We start from the raw sequence: 12,591 nt of genomic DNA, 5'->3' as shown, positions 1-12,591 counted from the left end.
GTTGGATATAGACCAGATGTCCAATTAAGTGTCTAAAGAAGAACTAATTTCGGCCTAATTAAGCGCTGTTTTTTAGCTTGTTTTCCTGTGTTACAAGAGTGTCGCTTGTATCAGCCTCCATGAGAAGCATACTTATTTGACTCCTACTACTTTTACCTGTTTTTAATAGAATACTAGAAACATGACATTTGACCGTGCTGGGGCTGAGATGCAGTTGTGCGGCAATCTCTTTATTGCTTTTACCTTGAAAAAGATGCAAAAACACTTGTTGTTCTCGACAAGAGAGCGCGTACTTTGCCCCTAATACGTTTACTGAGTTGTGAGCTGGCCCTGCTGAACTGACTAGATGTTTTAGTGTATGTGACATGGCTACTCGGCTGAACCATAATTGGTCTGACACAATAGCTCTTAACGCTCTGGGAAGCATTTCTAAGGTAAAAGGAGAGATAATTAAACCTGAAAAACCAAGTGCGATTATTCCAGCAACACTTTGTTCATCAATCTGTTTTCCATTGACTAGTAGCCATTTCCCCCCTCGTTCAGCAGGAGATACACATTGGGATGTGGGGTTTCCAAGTGTCGATTTATCGAACACGATAATAGTGTCTTGGTGCAAGTTCCATAGCCTTTCAACAGATGTTTCTTTAAGAAAAACATCGCACTCAAAGGTAGTGGCAAGGCTGGCAATGACGACTTCTGTCCACATTGTATTTTTAGACACTATATATACGGTTTGTTTTTTAAATATTTTCACTGTCAATCCTTGATTCTGAGTTCGATTACTCGCTTGAATTTAGCAGCCATCAATGGACAACATTTAGCCTGTTTTCATTTAATATTTCCATGACCTGCTTCAACAATATTGTATAAAGTATTTATTGGGTGGTATTCGAATCATGATTAACTTATTCAAACAAAAACAAAAACAAAGAGGATGCAATGGCAACATCGAGAGGGATCTGGTTCCCCATGAGTTTCGGACAATATGGGAGATTGATATTAATTAATCTTGATAGTTAATGTGAGGTTATGTGAATAGGTTTACTATCAAACCATTCAGCTTATAGCGTCCAATATTGTTAGGTATCGATCGACTTAATACTGTTCTGTTAAGTGTTGATGCCAAAGACCAATATTGATAGACACAAGTCAGTGGCACTGTTTCTATTGGAAGGAATATCATATGAAGAAAACTTTTGTTACAACAGTCAGTGGTGTGTCTGAGCCTGGTATCATCAAATCATTGGCCGATATCACACGTTTTCATGGTGGTGAATGGCAAACGAGTAAAGTCATTAAGCTTGGCGGACATTTCTCAGCTCTATTCGAGGTGGCCATAGACATTGAGTCTCAGCCTCTGCTTGAAGCAGAGTTTGTCACTCATTTTCCCGCTTTGCATTTCTCTTATGCCGTCGTTGAAGCTCAACTGCCTAACACATTACAGAGAGTCAAGCTGGTGGTGGATTGTAATGATCGCTCCGGTCTGACACGAGATATAGATGACATTTTAGCCGACCTTGAGGTTGAACTTGAATCTTTAGAGTGTCATCGCTTTGCCGTCACAGGATTGAGTACTACAGTATTCTCTGCAACGTTAACCCTAGCGATTCCTGAATCTATAACCTGCGAAAGAGTGGTCGCGTCATTGGAAGGCTTAGGTGATGATGTAAGAGTGAGCCAAATCTGATTGATTAACATTTAGGGGGCGTACGTACTCTGATAATTGATCTTTCGCAGCTTAGGGATTACCCTGCTGTCATTGTATATTTGAGAGAATTTTTATGTCAGTTGCACAGATAATTATTGAAAAACTAACCGCAAGCTTGTTGCCAATTCATCTTGAAGTGATCAATGAAAGTCATAATCACCATGTACCACCAAATTCAGAAACCCACTTTAAGGTAATTATCACCTCTGAATCGTTCGAAGGTCAGCGTCTTATAGCGCGTCACCGAGCGGTTAATGAAGCATTAGCGACTGAATTTGCTAATGGCTTACATGCACTTTCTATGCACACTTATTCTCCTGATGAGTGGGCTGCTGAAGTCGCGGTGCCGGATTCGCCTAAGTGTAAAGGTTAATATCGTTTGGTATAAAGCTACCTTTAGGCTCTAAATGCCTGAAAGCCTAGTCGTTTTCAGGAATTTTCGTAAAACGTGTGGCATAAACTCTTCACTGTTAGTCTACTTGAATGCAATCGTCTGTCATCTTCTAGTAATGATTTAACCCATCCCCTCTGCTTTTTGTTTATCTATCACGTTAATTCTGTTATCAATAAGTTACGTAATAATTTGTGATTAACATGAATGAGTCAAATAGAGAAAATTACTGAACTTATCGGTAAAGGAGTAAGCTGGTTTACGCTATTAATTGTATTGATGACCTTAGCGGTCGTCGTGTTACGTTATGCCTTTGATACGGGGGCTACAGCGGTGCAGGAAGGAGCTCTTTATCTCCATGGCGCTATATTAACTTTAGCGGCAGGCTATACCCTTAAACATGATGGTCATGTGCGCGTTGATATATTCTATCGTAACTTCTCTTGTCGTGGCCGACATTGGGTCGATCTGCTTGGCACCCTCTTTTTACTTTTCCCCGTGTGTATTTTCATTGCTTATTCCTGTTTTGATTATGTCATAGCGTCTTGGCGTTATTCTGAAATCTCAGTTGAAGCTGGCGGTCTGCCCTTTGTTTATCTGCAAAAAAGTCTCCTATTGTTGCTGGTGGTGAGTTTACTGCTTCAAGGAACAGTCGATCTAGTGCGTCACGCTTCGGCTCTATTCGGTAACAAGCTTGTGGGAGACATTGAAGTGCGAGGGGAGGATCAATGATGGCTATTTTACTTTTCCTAGCTGTCTGTCTGGTGTTGATGTTAGGTTATCCAGTTGCGTTAACACTTGCTGGTGTCGCTCTGATGTTTGCTGGAATAGGAACGTTAACTGGGACTTTTGATAGTAGCTTATTGGGTGTATTACCTAACCGCTTATATGGGGTGATTAATAATCCGATTTTAATGGCTGTGCCACTGTTCGTTTTTATGGGGGTGGTGCTGGAGAAATCTAAGGTCGCAGAGCAGCTTCTGGCTAGCATGGCAGAGCTTTTTGGTCGCTTTAGGGGAGGCTTGATCTTTAGTGTCTTCTTTGTCGGCATGCTTCTCGCCGCCAGTACAGGGATTGTAGGGGCAACAGTGGTCACCATGGGGCTGATGTCATTGCCGTCACTATTAAAGAGAGGTTATGATCCGGCCTTTAGTGCAGGGGCAATTTGTGCAACGGGAACTTTAGGTCAAATTATTCCTCCCTCTATCGCCTTAGTATTACTCGGGGATGTACTCTCAAATGCCTATCAGCAAGCCCAGTTACAGATGGGGATTTTTAGTCCGAAATCAGTCTCGGTTGGCGATCTTTTTGCTGGAGCCTTGATCCCTGGTTTACTCCTGTTGAGTATGTATTGCCTTTATACCTTACTTTTAATTAAGTTTAGGCCTGAACAATTTCCCTCCGCGATAGACAAACGCAAATTAGACTTGGAGTTTGCTTTGCAAACTCTGGGAGCGTTAGTGCCGCCATTACTGCTTATTTTTTTAGTGTTGGGGTCGATATTGTTAGGTGTGGCAACGCCAACAGAGGCTGCATCGGTGGGTGCATTCGGCGCTTTAGTTATCGCGCTGATAAAGAGGCAGATGAATCTTACTCAGTTAAAAGAAGTGATGCTCAGTACGACCAAAATAACCTCAATGGTGTTTCTTATCTTAATTGGTGCCTCGCTCTTTTCACTCGTATTTAGAGGTCTAGGTGGAGAAGTCCTCATTCACGACCTGTTTAATAATATGCCTGGTGGCCTGATCGGAGCCACACTATTAGTTATGTTAGTGATTTTTTTGCTTGGGTTTATCCTGGATTTTATTGAGATCACGTTTGTGGTTGTGCCTTTAGTTGCGCCTATTTTACTTGCGATGGGGCTCGATCCTATCTGGCTTGGGATCATGATAGCCGTTAATTTACAAACCTCATTCTTAACGCCACCGTTTGGGTTTGCTCTCTTTTACTTAAGGGGAGTGAGTAAAGAGTTAGTGACGAGTGGTCAGATCTATAAAGGGGTGATCCCCTTTGTTATCATCCAGCTGATATTGATGTTGTTATTGAGTATTTGGCCTGGACTGATCACTTGGCTGCCCGCTCAAATATATGGTTAGTTTTCCCTGCTAAGTATGCTTAGCTGTGGTTCCGTTTTTTATAAGGAAAATATCAATAAGGAAAGGATATGATGAAAAGAGTAACACTGGTATTAATCTCATTGATGGCCCTGTTTATAACAGGGTGTCAAGAGAAAGAGAATCAAAATCAGGAGGTTCAAACCAGCACTGCTGATGTTGAAACCATTGAATGGAAGTTAGTGACTTCATGGCCAAAAAACTTCCCAGGGCTTGGTATGGCCCCCGAGCGCTTTGCAAAACTAGTCGAAGAGATGTCTGCTGGCAGACTTAAGATCAAGGTTTATGGCTCTGGTGAGTTGATGCCCGCATTTGAGGTCTTTGATGCGGTGAGCCAAGGTACAGTGCAGATGGGACACAGTGCTGCTTATTATTGGAAAGGAAAAACACCCGCGGCACAATTTTTTACCTCGATTCCATTTGGGTTGAATGCTCAAGAAATGAATGGTTGGTTACATTATGGCGGTGGAATGGAGCTGTGGGAGGAGGTTTATGAACCCTTTGGTATTATTCCACTTGCTGGTGGTAATACAGGGGTGCAGATGGGAGGTTGGTTTAATAAAGAGATCAACTCTATGGCAGATCTGCAAGGCTTGAAAATGCGCTTACCGGGCCTAGGAGGCGAAGTGTTGAAGCGTGTTGGTGGTGTTCCGGTCACTTTACCTGGACGTGAACTCTATACTGCACTGCAAACTGGTACCATCGATGCTACTGAGTGGGTTGGGCCATTTAACGATCTCGCATTTGGTCTGCATAAGGCGGCTAAATTTTATTATTACCCTGGTTGGCATGAGCCGGGTACCACCTTAGAGTTCATTATTAATAAGCAAGCATTTGCTACTTTACCTGCTGATCTTCAATCCATTGTGACGGTTGCGGCGCGAGCAATTAACCAAGATATGTTAGATGAATATACCTCTAAGCATGTCATCGCTTTAGCGTCATTGATTGATGAGCACGGGGTTATCCTTAAGCAGTATCCCGATGAAGTGATGAAACAACTCGCTCTGGTCTCGAAAGAGGTCATTAGAGAGCAATCTGCTAAAGATGCCACAATGGATAAAGTGTATAAAGCATATACGAAATATGAAGAGGGTGTGCGTAAGTACCATAAAATCTCAGAAGATGCATATACCCGGATAAGGGAATAAAACTTTGCAACATTAACTGCCATCAAGGTGCGTAAATCTTGTTAATCTTGTATAAAAGAGTTTGGTAATAAATAGTATTAAAAATGAACTCCTTACTCACTTAGCCTATGCTAGATGATGCTGGGGAAATAATTTGGAGAGTTGAGATGCCGTTACTGGATAGTTTTACCGTTGACCATACCCGTATGAATGCACCTGCTGTTCGCGTGGCAAAAACAATGAAGACCCCATCAGGCGATACGATCACTGTGTTTGACCTGCGTTTTTGCGCGCCTAATAAAGATATCTTAAGTGAGCGAGGTATCCATACTTTAGAACATCTCTATGCCGGGTTTATGCGTAATCACCTCAATGGAGATAAAGTCGAAATTATCGATATCTCCCCTATGGGTTGTCGTACTGGTTTTTATATGAGCTTGATAGGTACCCCCTCAGAATCGGATGTGGCGGAGTCTTGGCTTGCGGCGATGAATGATGTGCTCATTGTTGCATCACAATCAGATATCCCTGAACTGAATGAGTTCCAATGCGGTACATTTAATATGCATTCACTCGAGCAAGCTAAGGGTATTGCTCGCACAATTATAGCTTCAGGGATCAGTGTTAACAAAAATGATGAACTTAAACTCAGTGATGAGATCCTTAAAGGACTCTAACGGTTGAAATATCATCAAAATGAGAAACGGTTCAAGCCGTTTTTCATAGCAAGTTGAAAATGTAACATGTGATTGTGATTTTATCGTCGATAAAGCCTCTTGATTTGGATAGTAAATTTGTTCAGAGGTAAAGTTGTAGCTCGTATCTCGCGCTTAAAGTTTAAGCTGTTGAGTGCTTGTGTTTTTTTGTTGTTTTTTCCGGTTTATGTGTTTGGTTTATGTTCTTGAATTGGTGATACCCTTGCTAGATCAAGGTCTGCTATTAGTTAAGTGGTACCTAAATCAAATAAAAAAAGAAAACGTGAGCGACGCCTAACTCTATGAAAGCGACATATACTATGAAATGGCTCACATTTTTCATGGCGATGCATTAATATTTACGGTAAAATGCGCGCGAACAGCGTGATTGCAGTCGCAATTCTGTAATAAACCTGCGCTAGCTCAATGAGATGGGCTTGGCATTTTCCTTGTCAATTTATTGCAGGAACGCGGCGCATTGTCTTTCCTTCATAACGTAGTGCTTGTGGATATGATTACAATAAAGAAAGGATTGGACCTACCCTTAGCTGGTAGGCCGGAACAAGTCATACATAATGGTCCAGCCATTAAACGTGTAGCTACTTTGGGTGAAGAGTATATTGGCTTACGTCCCACGATGAAAATTAAAGTGGGCGATAAAGTTAAGAAAGGTCAAATTATCTTTGAAGATAAAAAGAACCTTGGTGTTAAATATACGGCTTCAGCCAGTGGTACAGTTGTTGAAATTAACCGGGGGGCACAACGTGTTCTCCAGTCAGTGGTTATCGAAATCGAAGGGAATGAGTGTGTCTCTTTCGCTAAATATGATGCCGCACAACTAGATTCATTGGAACCGCAGCTAGTTCGTAACAACCTGATCGAATCAGGCTTGTGGACTGCATTGCGTACTCGTCCCTTCAGTAAAGCTCCAGCCGTAGATTCTACCGCTGCAGGCATCTTTGTTACTGCCATCGATACCCAGCCTCTTGCTGCCAACCCTGAAGTGGTGATCAGTGAGCATAAAGAAGATTTCGCCAATGGACTTAAGGTTCTGTCGAGATTAACTGAAGGCAAGGTCTACTTATGTAAAGCACCAGGCGCTGATATTCCTGCTGCGAATGCACAGGTTGAAGAGTTTGCTGGCCCGCATCCAGCAGGTCTAGCAGGTACCCATATTCACTGTCTATTATCTGCATCAGCAAACAGAACTGTTTGGCATGTGGGTTATCAAGATGTGATTGCGATAGGACAACTGTTTACGAGCGGTGAGCTAAACTCTCAACGTATTGTTGCACTTGTTGGACCTAAAGCAGTAAAACCAAGATTGATTCGTGCTCAACTAGGTGCCTCTACTGCTGAATTGTCAGCGGGTGAAATGTCAGCGGGTGACGTTCGAACAGTTTCAGGCTCAGTGCTTAGCGGTCGAAAAGCCGTCGGACCTTATGCTTATCTAGGTCGTTTCCATCAGCAAATATCTTTCCTTGAAGAGGGCAGACAGCAAGAGTTTATCGGTTGGGCTATGCCTGGTGCTGATAAATACTCTATTACTCGCACTTTCTTAGGTCACTTGTCACCTTCTCGTCTGTTTAATATGACGACAAGTACAGGTGGTTCAGATAGAGCTATGGTTCCTATCGGTAACTATGAGCGTGTTATGCCACTGGATATTCTTCCTACTATGTTACTTCGAGATCTTGTCTCTAATGATTTTGATGGCGCAGTTACATTAGGCGCGCTTGAATTGGATGAAGAAGATTTGGCACTGTGTACTTTCGTATGTCCTGGTAAGTATGATTATGCGACTTATCTTCGTGACTGTTTAGATACGATCGTGAGGGAAGGCTAATGAGCTTTAACGATTTTTTTAAAAATATTGAACCTCAGTTTGAAAAGGGCGGTAAATTCGAAAAGTTTTACGCTATTTTCGAAGCGGCTTATACGGTTTTCTATACTCCAGGCCATGTGAATAAAGGGCCGACTCAAGTTCGTGATAACTTAGACTTGAAACGTATGATGATCTTGGTGTGGGCATGTACATTCCCCGCCATGTTTATGGGTATGTATAACGTAGGTTTTCAGGCTCAAGAAGCTATTGCCGCTGGCTTTGCTACTCCAGATGTATGGCAGGTTAGCCTGTTCGGTATGTTCGGTACTGAGCTTACCGCAAACTCAGGGATCCCAGCCTTACTTTGGTATGGTGCTTGTTTCTTTCTACCTATATATGCCGTCACATTTGCGGTTGGTGGTATTTGGGAAGTCTTGTTTGCTTCGGTTCGCGGGCATGAAATTAACGAAGGTTTCTTTGTTACCTCTATTCTGTTTGCATTAACTCTACCACCGACTATTCCTTTGTGGATGGTAGCCCTAGGTATCACCTTCGGTGTGGTTGTGGCGAAAGAGATCTTCGGTGGTACAGGACGTAACTTCCTCAACCCTGCATTGGCGGGTCGTGCTTTTTTGTTCTTCGCTTATCCGTTAAGCATGTCTGGTGACACCACTTGGGTTGCAGCAGATGGTTTCTCAGGTGCTACGGCACTGAGTCAAGCGGCGCAAGGCACATTAGAATATGGATTTAGCCAAAACTGGTGGGATGCTTTCCTAGGTTTCATTCCAGGTTCTGTGGGTGAGGTGTCGACTCTCGCTATCTTAATTGGTGGTGCAGTGATCGTTTATACCCGTATTGCATCATGGCGTATTGTCGCTGGTGTAATGGTGGGTATGATTGCGGTTTCTAGTCTACTTAACTTCATCGGTAGTGATACCAACCCAATGTTCGCCATGCCTTGGTATTGGCATTTAGTGCTGGGTGGTTTTGCATTCGGTATGATGTTTATGGCGACTGATCCCGTCTCGGCTTCGTTTACGAATACAGCCAAATGGGGATACGGGATCTTGATTGGTGCAATGGCGATATTTATTCGTGTCATTAACCCAGCGTTTCCAGAAGGTATGATGTTGGCCATCTTGTTTGCCAACTTGTTTGCTCCACTATTTGACCATTTTGTTGTTCAGGCAAATATCAAGCGGAGGATTGCTCGTGGCTAGTAAAAAAGATTCGTTCGGAAGAACCCTCTTTGTCGTCGTTGGCTTATGTTTTATCTGTTCAGTATTTGTCTCTACTGCCGCGGTATTACTAAGACCTATTCAGATAGAGAATAAATTGCTCGATAAGCAAAAATACATTCTAGAAGCTGCCGGTCTAACTCAAGCTGATGATGCGCCTATGTCGAAAGCTGAGGTGCTTGCAACCTACAATAAATACGTTGTCGCTAAGCTTGTTGACCTGAAAACCGGTGATTGGGTTGAAGGTAATGCAGATTTATTCGATGCTGATAAAGCATCTCGTGATCTTGCAAACTCTTTTAAACCACAAAATGATATCGCGTCAGTAAAGCGTGTCGCTAACACCGCAGTGGTTTATCTGGTCAATGATGAACAGGGCCAGCCTAAGACCGTTATCTTACCTATTAAAGGTTATGGTCTTTGGTCAACCATGTATGCATTTCTCGCCATTAAACCCGACATGAATACGATTCAGAGTTTGGTTTATTATGCCTTTACCGGTTCAGGTGAAACACCTGGTCTTGGTGGTGAAGTTCAAAATCCTCAGTGGATGGCGAAATGGTATGGTAAGAAGATTTACGATGCTGAAGGTAACTTAGTTATTAGCGTCACTAAAAATCCAGTGATTGCTGCATCTGAATACGGTGTCGATGCACTGTCCGGTGCAACATTGACAGGTAATGGTGTTCAAAACTCACTTGAGTTCTGGTTAGGTGACGAAGGTTTTGGTCGCTTTATCGAGAAATTTCGTAATGGAGGACTGAGTTAATGGCTAACGCTAAAGAGCTTAAACAGGTTCTGTCGGGGCCAATTGTTAATAACAATCCGATTGCACTCCAAGTGCTCGGTGTTTGTAGTGCGCTTGCTGTAACCAGTAAAATGGAAACGGCATTGGTAATGACAATCGCTTTGACGGTTGTTACGGCATTTTCAAACCTCTTCATCTCTATGCTTCGTAACCATATACCGAGTAGTGTACGTATTATCGTACAGATGACAATTATTGCATCGCTGGTTATCGTGGTTGATCAAGTGCTACAAGCTTACGCTTATGATATTGCTAAGCAGCTTTCGGTATTCGTTGGTTTGATTATTACCAACTGTATTGTAATGGGTCGTGCTGAAGCTTATGCGATGAAAACGCCGCCAATGATGAGCTTTATGGACGGTATCGGTAATGGCTTAGGCTACGGTGCTATCTTGATGTCTGTTGGTTTCATTCGTGAGCTTTTCGGTAACGGGTCGTTATTCGGTGTTGAGATTTTAAGCAAGGTTTCAGACGGTGGCTGGTATCAGCCAAATGGTCTGTTATTGCTTCCTCCAAGTGCGTTCTTCTTAATTGGTACCTTGATCTGGATCATTCGTACTGTTAAGCCAGAGCAAGTAGAAGCAAAGGGGTAAGCGTGATGGAACATTATATAAGTTTGCTAATTCGCTCTATTTTTATCGAGAATATGGCGCTCTCTTTTTTCCTAGGTATGTGTACATTCCTAGCGGTTTCAAAGAAAGTGACCACGGCGATGGGACTAGGTATTGCAGTTGTTGTTGTATTGGCTATCTCTGTACCCGTTAACCAAATCATCTATCAAGGACTTTTAGCTCCCGGTGCTTTGACCTGGGCTGGTCTTCCTGATGCTGATCTAAGCTTCTTGAAATTTATCACCTTCATCGGTGTTATTGCAGCCTTGGTACAGATACTTGAAATGGTGTTGGATAAGTTCTTCCCACCACTTTATAACGCGTTAGGGATCTTCCTGCCACTTATCACGGTAAACTGTGCCATTTTTGGTGCGGTATCTTTCATGGTTGAGCGTGATTACAACCTAGCTGAAAGTGTTGTGTTTGGTGTGGGGTCGGGTCTAGGTTTTGCGTTGGCTATCGTTTTGTTAGCGGGTATCCGTGAAAAGCTGAAATATGCTGATGTGCCTGATGGGCTGCGTGGCTTAGGTATTACCTTCGTTACAGCTGGTCTTATGGCGCTTGGATTTATGTCGTTTTCTGGTGTTTCCCTATAAGCGGGGCCCTCAGGGTTCCTGTTTCGGACTTATAAGGATAAGTTGATGGATATTCTTGAATCTACTCCACTTGAGGTTTATCTCGGTGTGAGTATGTTTACTGCAATAGTCTTGGGCTTGGTGTTAATAATTTTGTTTGCCAAATCTAAGCTTGTAAATAGCGGTGACGTTACAATTGGGATCAATGAAGATCCTGAAAAAAGTATCAGCATTCCTGCTGGTGGTAAGTTACTTGGTGCACTCGCTGAGAAAGGTATCTTTATATCGAGCGCCTGTGGCGGCGGTGGTACTTGTGGTCAGTGTAAAGTACAGGTTAAATCTGGTGGTGGCGATATTCTACCAACAGAGTTAGGTCATATCACTAAAGGTGAGGCTCGTGAGGGCTGCCGTTTATCTTGTCAGGTAAACGTGAAAACCGATATGGAAATTGAGCTTGAAGATGAAATCTTCGGTGTGAAGAAGTGGGAATGTACTGTTATCTCTAACGATAATAAAGCCACCTTCATTAAAGAGCTTAAGTTACAGATCCCTGATGGTGATACTGTTCCATTCCGTGCCGGTGGTTATATTCAGATTGAAGCGCCAGCGCATCACGTAAAATATGCAGATTATGATATTCCTGCAGAATACCGTGGCGATTGGGATCATTTCGGTTTCTTCAAGCTTGAATCTAAGGTTGAAGACGAAACAATCCGTGCATATTCGATGGCGAACTATCCTGAAGAGGAAGGTATCATCATGCTCAACGTGCGTATTGCTTCACCTCCACCCCGTGATTTGTCACTGCCTTGCGGTAAGATGTCTTCTTATATCTTTAGCTTAAAAGCGGGTGATAAGGTCACGATCTCTGGCCCATTCGGTGAGTTCTTCGCAAAACAGACGACGAATGAAATGGTATTTGTTGGTGGTGGTGCTGGTATGGCACCGATGCGTTCTCATATCTTCGATCAGCTTAAACGTCTTCATACAAGTCGTAAGATGAGTTTTTGGTACGGTGCTCGTTCTAAGCGCGAAATGTTCTATGTTGAAGATTTCGATGGTTTAGCGGCTGACAATGAAAACTTCGATTGGCATGTTGCCCTTTCAGATCCTCAGCCTGAAGATAACTGGGAAGGTAAAACAGGTTTCATTCATAATGTGCTTTATGAAAGTTACCTGCGAGATCACGAAGCTCCTGAAGATTGTGAGTACTACATGTGTGGTCCTCCAATGATGAACGCCGCTGTTATCGGCATGCTTAAAGATCTTGGTGTCGAAGATGAAAACATCTTACTCGATGACTTCGGTGGCTAATCGCTTATACCAGTCTCACTAAGAATGTGGTTTTTCAGCGGGAATTCAAAGTCCTATAGGCAAGGCAGATGTTTGAAGCTAATCGTTATTCTATATCGAAAGCATCTAACACTGCATAAAGGACTTTGAAACCCGCACTAAGTGAGCTTCTCAGGCATTCCACTTCTGCTTTGCATTGATTT

At 42.8% G+C, this 12,591-nt stretch carries 13 protein-coding genes; 12 read left to right on the top strand and 1 reads right to left on the bottom strand.

What is annotated here, in order from left to right; all coding sequences use genetic code 11:
* Positions 1 to 58: 58 nt before the first annotated feature.
* On the bottom strand, positions 59 to 754 hold the full coding sequence (locus HWQ47_RS20550; protein WP_269967884.1) for a response regulator transcription factor: 696 nt from the start codon (positions 752 to 754) through the stop codon (positions 59 to 61).
* A 429-nt stretch (positions 755 to 1,183) separates the two neighbouring features.
* Between HWQ47_RS20550 and HWQ47_RS20545 the strand changes: the two genes are divergently transcribed.
* The 12 genes from HWQ47_RS20545 (at position 1,184) to nqrF (ending at position 12,409) form a co-directional block, all read left to right on the top strand.
* Positions 1,184 to 1,687, top strand: coding sequence for an ACT domain-containing protein (locus tag HWQ47_RS20545; RefSeq protein ID WP_269967883.1), 504 nt, complete (start codon positions 1,184 to 1,186; stop codon positions 1,685 to 1,687).
* A gap of 94 nt (positions 1,688 to 1,781) precedes the next feature.
* Positions 1,782 to 2,081 carry a BolA family protein gene (locus HWQ47_RS20540; RefSeq protein ID WP_269967882.1) on the top strand — a complete coding sequence of 100 codons (300 nt, stop codon included), beginning with the start codon at positions 1,782 to 1,784 and terminating at the stop codon, positions 2,079 to 2,081.
* Between the two features lie 225 nt (positions 2,082 to 2,306).
* Positions 2,307 to 2,831: a TRAP transporter small permease subunit gene (locus HWQ47_RS20535; RefSeq protein ID WP_269967881.1), complete on the top strand. Its 525-nt coding sequence runs from the start codon at positions 2,307 to 2,309 to the stop codon at positions 2,829 to 2,831.
* Positions 2,831 to 4,195 (top strand): TRAP transporter large permease, encoded by a 1,365-nt coding sequence (locus HWQ47_RS20530; protein WP_269971813.1) that lies wholly within the window; start codon positions 2,831 to 2,833, stop codon positions 4,193 to 4,195. Before HWQ47_RS20535 ends, HWQ47_RS20530 begins: the two co-directional genes overlap by 1 nt.
* Positions 4,196 to 4,266: 71 nt before the next feature.
* Complete coding sequence (locus tag HWQ47_RS20525; protein ID WP_269971812.1) at positions 4,267 to 5,364, top strand: TRAP transporter substrate-binding protein; 1,098 nt, start codon at positions 4,267 to 4,269, stop codon at positions 5,362 to 5,364.
* A 146-nt stretch (positions 5,365 to 5,510) separates the two neighbouring features.
* Positions 5,511 to 6,020: an S-ribosylhomocysteine lyase gene (gene luxS, locus HWQ47_RS20520; protein WP_269967880.1), complete on the top strand. Its 510-nt coding sequence runs from the start codon at positions 5,511 to 5,513 to the stop codon at positions 6,018 to 6,020.
* A 529-nt stretch (positions 6,021 to 6,549) separates the two neighbouring features.
* A complete protein-coding gene (locus HWQ47_RS20515) occupies positions 6,550 to 7,884 on the top strand; it encodes a Na(+)-translocating NADH-quinone reductase subunit A (RefSeq protein ID WP_269967879.1) in 1,335 nt (444 codons plus the stop codon).
* Positions 7,884 to 9,083 carry an NADH:ubiquinone reductase (Na(+)-transporting) subunit B gene (locus HWQ47_RS20510; RefSeq protein ID WP_269967878.1) on the top strand — a complete coding sequence of 400 codons (1,200 nt, stop codon included), beginning with the start codon at positions 7,884 to 7,886 and terminating at the stop codon, positions 9,081 to 9,083. The genes HWQ47_RS20515 and HWQ47_RS20510 overlap by 1 nt, the downstream gene beginning before the upstream one ends.
* Entirely contained in the window at positions 9,076 to 9,870 is a 795-nt protein-coding gene (locus HWQ47_RS20505; RefSeq protein WP_269967877.1) for a Na(+)-translocating NADH-quinone reductase subunit C, read from the top strand. Before HWQ47_RS20510 ends, HWQ47_RS20505 begins: the two co-directional genes overlap by 8 nt.
* A complete protein-coding gene (locus HWQ47_RS20500) occupies positions 9,870 to 10,502 on the top strand; it encodes an NADH:ubiquinone reductase (Na(+)-transporting) subunit D (protein ID WP_269967876.1) in 633 nt (210 codons plus the stop codon). Before HWQ47_RS20505 ends, HWQ47_RS20500 begins: the two co-directional genes overlap by 1 nt.
* 5 nt (positions 10,503 to 10,507) lie before the next feature.
* Entirely contained in the window at positions 10,508 to 11,116 is a 609-nt protein-coding gene (gene nqrE, locus HWQ47_RS20495; RefSeq protein ID WP_269967875.1) for an NADH:ubiquinone reductase (Na(+)-transporting) subunit E, read from the top strand.
* Positions 11,117 to 11,161: 45 nt separating this feature from the next.
* Entirely contained in the window at positions 11,162 to 12,409 is a 1,248-nt protein-coding gene (gene nqrF, locus HWQ47_RS20490; protein ID WP_269967874.1) for an NADH:ubiquinone reductase (Na(+)-transporting) subunit F, read from the top strand.
* Positions 12,410 to 12,591 lie beyond the last annotated feature (182 nt).

Source organism: Shewanella sp. MTB7, assembly GCF_027571385.1.
In the GTDB taxonomy this organism is placed as follows: Bacteria; Pseudomonadota; Gammaproteobacteria; order Enterobacterales; family Shewanellaceae; genus Shewanella.
The sequence above is the reverse complement of the archived record's forward strand: the minus strand, read 5'-3'. Positions and strand labels throughout refer to the sequence as shown.

What these genes read in the sequence shown, in the direction of transcription:
- HWQ47_RS20545 (WP_269967883.1), top strand. Translation starts at nt 1,184, where the DNA reads ATGAAGAAAACTTTTGTTACAACAGTCAGTGGTGTGTCTGAGCCTGGT.
- HWQ47_RS20540 (WP_269967882.1), top strand. Translation starts at nt 1,782, where the DNA reads ATGTCAGTTGCACAGATAATTATTGAAAAACTAACCGCAAGCTTGTTG.
- HWQ47_RS20535 (WP_269967881.1), top strand. Translation starts at nt 2,307, where the DNA reads ATGAGTCAAATAGAGAAAATTACTGAACTTATCGGTAAAGGAGTAAGC.
- HWQ47_RS20530 (WP_269971813.1), top strand. Translation starts at nt 2,831, where the DNA reads ATGGCTATTTTACTTTTCCTAGCTGTCTGTCTGGTGTTGATGTTAGGT.
- HWQ47_RS20525 (WP_269971812.1), top strand. Translation starts at nt 4,267, where the DNA reads ATGAAAAGAGTAACACTGGTATTAATCTCATTGATGGCCCTGTTTATA.
- luxS (WP_269967880.1), top strand. Translation starts at nt 5,511, where the DNA reads ATGCCGTTACTGGATAGTTTTACCGTTGACCATACCCGTATGAATGCA.
- HWQ47_RS20515 (WP_269967879.1), top strand. Translation starts at nt 6,550, where the DNA reads ATGATTACAATAAAGAAAGGATTGGACCTACCCTTAGCTGGTAGGCCG.
- HWQ47_RS20510 (WP_269967878.1), top strand. Translation starts at nt 7,884, where the DNA reads ATGAGCTTTAACGATTTTTTTAAAAATATTGAACCTCAGTTTGAAAAG.
- HWQ47_RS20500 (WP_269967876.1), top strand. Translation starts at nt 9,870, where the DNA reads ATGGCTAACGCTAAAGAGCTTAAACAGGTTCTGTCGGGGCCAATTGTT.
- nqrE (WP_269967875.1), top strand. Translation starts at nt 10,508, where the DNA reads ATGGAACATTATATAAGTTTGCTAATTCGCTCTATTTTTATCGAGAAT.
- nqrF (WP_269967874.1), top strand. Translation starts at nt 11,162, where the DNA reads ATGGATATTCTTGAATCTACTCCACTTGAGGTTTATCTCGGTGTGAGT.